Origin of the sequence: Nocardioides sp., from assembly GCF_034670285.1 — a bacterium.
In the GTDB taxonomy this organism is placed as follows: domain Bacteria; phylum Actinomycetota; class Actinomycetes; order Propionibacteriales; family Nocardioidaceae; genus Nocardioides.
The window spans coordinates 1-4,191 of sequence record NZ_JAXMNS010000343.1 but is presented as its reverse complement, the minus strand read 5'-3'; the positions used below and the strand labels follow the sequence as shown (position 1 = coordinate 4,191).

Below are 4,191 nucleotides of genomic sequence, written 5' to 3'. Positions count from 1 at the left end.
GCCAGGCGGAACTCCTCAGGCAGCCGCTGGAGGGCGTCCTTGACCTGCGAGTCAGGGAGGTGCTCCAGCGCCTCCATCTCCGCCGACTTCAAACCGGTCGACGTGTGCGACTCCGCGCGGGCGAGCTGCCAGTCCTCGACGTCCTCGGACATCGACTGCTGCGGCTGGCGCTGCTTCTTGCGGTAGGTGTTGATGAACGTGTTGGTGAGGATCCGGTAGAGCCAAGCCTTCAAGTTGGTGCCGGGCTTGAACTGGTGGAAGGCCGAGTAGGCCTTCGCAAAGGTCTCCTGCACCAGGTCCTCCGCGTCGGCGGGGTTGCGGGTCATCCGCATCGCCGCCGAGTAGAGCTGGTCGAGGAAGGGCAGTGCGTCGCGCTCGAAGCGCAACGAGCGCTCTGCCTGCGTCTCGGTCTCGAGATCGACGGGTTCGGGCTCCGTCGTCTCGGTCGTGGGTTCGGTCAGCGAGTCAGTCATCGCTGCCCAGCCTACGGTGCCCCCGCGCACGAAGGATGACGCAGGCGCACGGGTGGTGGTGTCGGCGGCGGGGCCGGTGACCGGTCGCTCCAGTAGTTCCATCACGAGGGGGGAACATCTCAGGTGCGGGCAGCATTCCCCACGGCCTCGCGCACGATCCACTCCAGGGTCGACTCGACGAGGATCTCGAGCGCCTGCTCCTGGGTCACCGGACCGCGAGCGGGGACCTTGAACCCGTGGTCGGCTCCGGGGACGACGACCAGGTCGAGGCCCCGGATCGACTCCGGGAACTCCTCGGGACGCCCCATGGTGTCGCGCTCGCCCTGCACGACCAGGGTGGTCACCCGGGCCCGCTGCAGCTCGGAGACCCGGCTCTTCTCCGGCTTGCCCGGCGGGTGCAGCGGGAACGCCAGGGCCAGGCACGCGACCGCGCCGAGCCCCTTGGCCGTGCGAGCCGCGGAACGCGCCCCTGCCGATCGTCCTCCGACGATGAGTGGCGTGCGGACCCGGAGCCGGTCGGCACCGGCGATCAGCGCGGCGTCGAGGGTGGGCGGTGAAGTGGCGACCTTGCGCCCGGCCACTCGCCAGGGCTGCTCGAAGCGGACGACGGTGACGTTGTTGCGCGGCAGGTGGTCGGCCAGCGCCTCGAGGTCGCGTGACTCGATGCCGTTGCCGGCGCCGTGGCTCAGCAGCAGGGTGGCGATCGGCTTGCGGGCACGGTGGCTGACCAACCGGCCCTCGCCGTACGGCGTGGCGACCGTGAGCTCGGACTTCATCTGAGGGACTCCGCTTCCTCGGGCTCCAGCGGCAGCGGCTCGACGAGCTCGGGGCCGTTGTTGCGCACGTTGCCCACCCGCGTCGAGACGGGGTAGGCCTCCAGACTGCCCGGCGCAGCCGGCACGAGCAGGTCGAACAGCTCGGCACGCGGCGTGCGCGGGTCGAGCCAGGCGGCACGACGCTCGGGCTCGACCATCAGCGGCATCCGGTCGTGGATGCGGCCCAGGTCGTCGGTCGCGTCGGTGGTGATGACGGTGCAGGTCCAGCGAAAGCGATCGGGGTCGTCGTCGGCACGGTCGGGGTCGCGCCAGATCTCGTAGAGGCCGGCCATCGCCAGGCTCGCCCCGTCGCGCGGGCGGATGAAGAACGGTTGCTTGCGGGGCTTGCCTGCGGCCGTCAGCTGGTCGGTGGGGTACCACTCGTAGTAGCCGTCGGCCGGCAGCAGGCAGCGGCGGGCGGCGAAGGCGCGGCGGTAGGCCGGCTTCTCGGCGACGGTCTCCATGCGCGCGTTGATCATCCGGTTGCCGATGCTCGGGTCCTTGGCCCACGACGGCACGAGGCCCCAGGTGAGGACCCGCAGCTGACGCTCGGCCGGCTCCGGTGAGTCCTTGGCCGGCGGGCGCTCGACGACCGCGTAGACCTCCTTGGTCGGAGCAACGTTGTAGTCGGGCGCCAGCGGCGTCGACACGCGGGACTCGACGACCTCGAACTCCTCCAGGAGCTCCTCGGGGCGCCGGCTCGACGCATACCTGCCGCACATGCGCGCCACCCTAGTGCGCACCGCCGACGCGGAGCAGCACTCGCGTGCAGGGGTGAGGAGACTCCCCCGGTCGGTCCTGTAGGAAGGACCCATGTCTGTGAGCCGATTGATCGCCCGTCCCCTTCTCGCTGCCGGTTTCATCTACGGCGCCCAGAGCGCCCTGCGCAACGCCGAGGCCTTCGCGACCAAGGCGTCGCCGGTGGCCGACGCGGTCGTGCCGAAGGTGCGCAACGCCGGAGTCCCGCTCAGCAACAACCCCGAGACCCTGGTCAAGATCAACGCCGCGGTGCAGATCGCCGGCGGTCTGGCCCTGGCGACGGGCAAGGCACCGCGTCTCGGCGCCCTGGCCCTGTCGGCCAGCATGGTGCCGACGACGGTCGCGGGTCACCCCTTCTGGAGCGAGAGCGACCCCGCGGTGAAGAAGACGATGCAGATGCACTTCTTCAAGAACCTCTCGATGCTGGGCGGCGCGATCATCGCTGCAGGCGACACCGACGGGAAGCCCGGCGTGGCGTGGCGAGCCCGCCGTGCCGCCAAGGACGCCCGCCGCGAGACCAAGCACGTCACCAAGCTCGCCGGCGCCAAGCTCGGCTGACGTCTGAGCCGATAGCCTGCGCGGGTGCCCGGACCCACTGCTGACGTGATCGACGACCCCTGGCCGGTGCCCCGTGCCCTGACGCCGGTGGACCTCACGGTGTCGTTGCCCGGGAGCAAATCGCTGACCAACCGCGCCCTGATCCTCGCTGCACTGGCCGACTCCCCGTCGGTCGTGCGCCAGGCTCTGCGCTCGCGCGACACCCTGTTGATGGCGAGCGCGCTCAACGCGCTCGGCGCGAAGGTCGACACCTCGAGCGACGACTGGCACGTCACGCCCGCAGTTTTCGCCGGCGAGGCCGAGGTCGACTGCGGCCTCGCGGGCACCGTGATGCGCTTCGTCCCGCCGATCGCCGGGCTGTCCACCGGTGCGGTCTCCTTCGACGGTGACGAGCACATGCGCCAGCGCCCGGTCGGCGAGGTGCTGAGCGCTCTGCGGTCGCTCGGGGTCGACGTCGACGACGAGGGACGCGGTTCACTTCCGTTCGCGATCCGCGGCTCCGGGAGCGTGCCGGGCGGGAGGGTCGTCATCGACGCCTCCGCGTCCTCCCAGTTCGTCTCGGCCCTCCTCCTCGCCGGCGCCCGCTACGAGCACGGCGTCGACGTCGTCCACGAGGGCGACCCGGTGCCCTCGCTCCCCCACATCGACATGACGGTCGAGATGCTGCGCGAGCACGGGGTCACCGTCGACGACGGCGAGAAGGACCGCTGGCGGGTCTCCCCCGGCACGATCTCCGCCGTCGACCGCGTGATCGAGCCCGACCTGTCCAACGCGGCGCCGTTCCTGGCCCTGGCCGCGGTCACCGGCGGCAGCGTCACGGTGCGCCACTGGCCGGAGACCACCACACAGCCCGGCGACGACCTGCGCGAGATCCTGAGCCTGATGGGCTGCACCGTCGAGCGGGTCACCGACGGGCTGCGGGTCACCGGTCCCGACCGGCTGGTGGGGGTCGACCTCGACATGCACGACGTCGGCGAGCTCACGCCGGCGATCGCGGCGCTGTGCGCGCTGGCCTCGACGCCGTCGCACCTGCGCGGGATCGCTCACATCCGCGGCCACGAGACCGACCGGCTGACCGCCCTGGCCACCGAGCTCAACGCCCTGGGGGCAGACGTCGTGGAGCACCCTGACGGGCTCTCGATCACCCCTGCCCCGCTGCACGCCGGCACCTGGCACACCTACGCCGACCACCGGATGGCGCACGCAGGCGTGATCATCGGCGCGGTCGTCGACGGGGTGCTGGTCGAGAACGTCGCAACCACCGCGAAGACGTTCCCCGACTTCGCCGGCTTCTGGGCCGGACTGCTCGCGTGAAGGCCGCCGCATGAGCGGGCGCGATCGCTACTCCACCCACGACATCGAGCACTACGACCGTCCGCGACGCCGCACCCGACCGCGCACCAAGGACCGACCGTCGTACGACGACGCGGTCGAGGCGCGGGTCGTGACGGTCGACCGTGGCCGGTTCACCCTGCTGCTGGGTGGCGAGACCGTGCTGGCGGTCAAGGCCCGTCCCCTCGGACGCAAGGGCGTCGTGGTGGGCGACCGGGTCCGGGTGGTCGGCGACACCTCGGGTGACGACGGCG

Annotated in this window: 5 protein-coding genes and 1 pseudogene; 3 read left to right on the top strand and 3 right to left on the bottom strand. The window is 71.3% G+C overall.

Annotated features, from left to right (window positions below):
• The 3 genes from VOI19_RS15420 to VOI19_RS15410 form a co-directional block, all read right to left on the bottom strand.
• Nucleotides 1-473, bottom strand: a 473-nt coding sequence (locus VOI19_RS15420) for a sigma-70 family RNA polymerase sigma factor (protein WP_323793850.1), incomplete at its 3' end; no start/stop codon positions are given.
• A 119-nt stretch (nucleotides 474-592) separates the two neighbouring features.
• On the bottom strand, nucleotides 593-1,249 hold the full coding sequence (locus tag VOI19_RS15415; RefSeq protein ID WP_323793849.1) for an alpha/beta family hydrolase: 657 nt from the start codon (nucleotides 1,247-1,249) through the stop codon (nucleotides 593-595).
• Nucleotides 1,246-2,010: an SOS response-associated peptidase gene (locus tag VOI19_RS15410; protein ID WP_323793848.1), complete on the bottom strand. Its 765-nt coding sequence runs from the start codon at nucleotides 2,008-2,010 to the stop codon at nucleotides 1,246-1,248. The genes VOI19_RS15415 and VOI19_RS15410 overlap by 4 nt, the downstream gene beginning before the upstream one ends.
• Nucleotides 2,011-2,101: 91 nt before the next feature.
• Between VOI19_RS15410 and VOI19_RS15405 the strand changes: the two genes are divergently transcribed.
• From VOI19_RS15405 to VOI19_RS15395, 3 genes and pseudogenes are all read left to right on the top strand, one after another.
• Nucleotides 2,102-2,605, top strand: coding sequence for a DoxX family protein (locus VOI19_RS15405; RefSeq protein ID WP_323793847.1), 504 nt, complete (start codon nucleotides 2,102-2,104; stop codon nucleotides 2,603-2,605).
• 24 nt (nucleotides 2,606-2,629) lie between these two features.
• Complete coding sequence (aroA, locus tag VOI19_RS15400) at nucleotides 2,630-3,919, top strand: 3-phosphoshikimate 1-carboxyvinyltransferase (protein ID WP_323793846.1); 1,290 nt, start codon at nucleotides 2,630-2,632, stop codon at nucleotides 3,917-3,919.
• A 10-nt stretch (nucleotides 3,920-3,929) separates the two neighbouring features.
• Nucleotides 3,930-4,191: pseudogene (locus tag VOI19_RS15395) on the top strand (ribosome small subunit-dependent GTPase A); the annotation flags it as partial.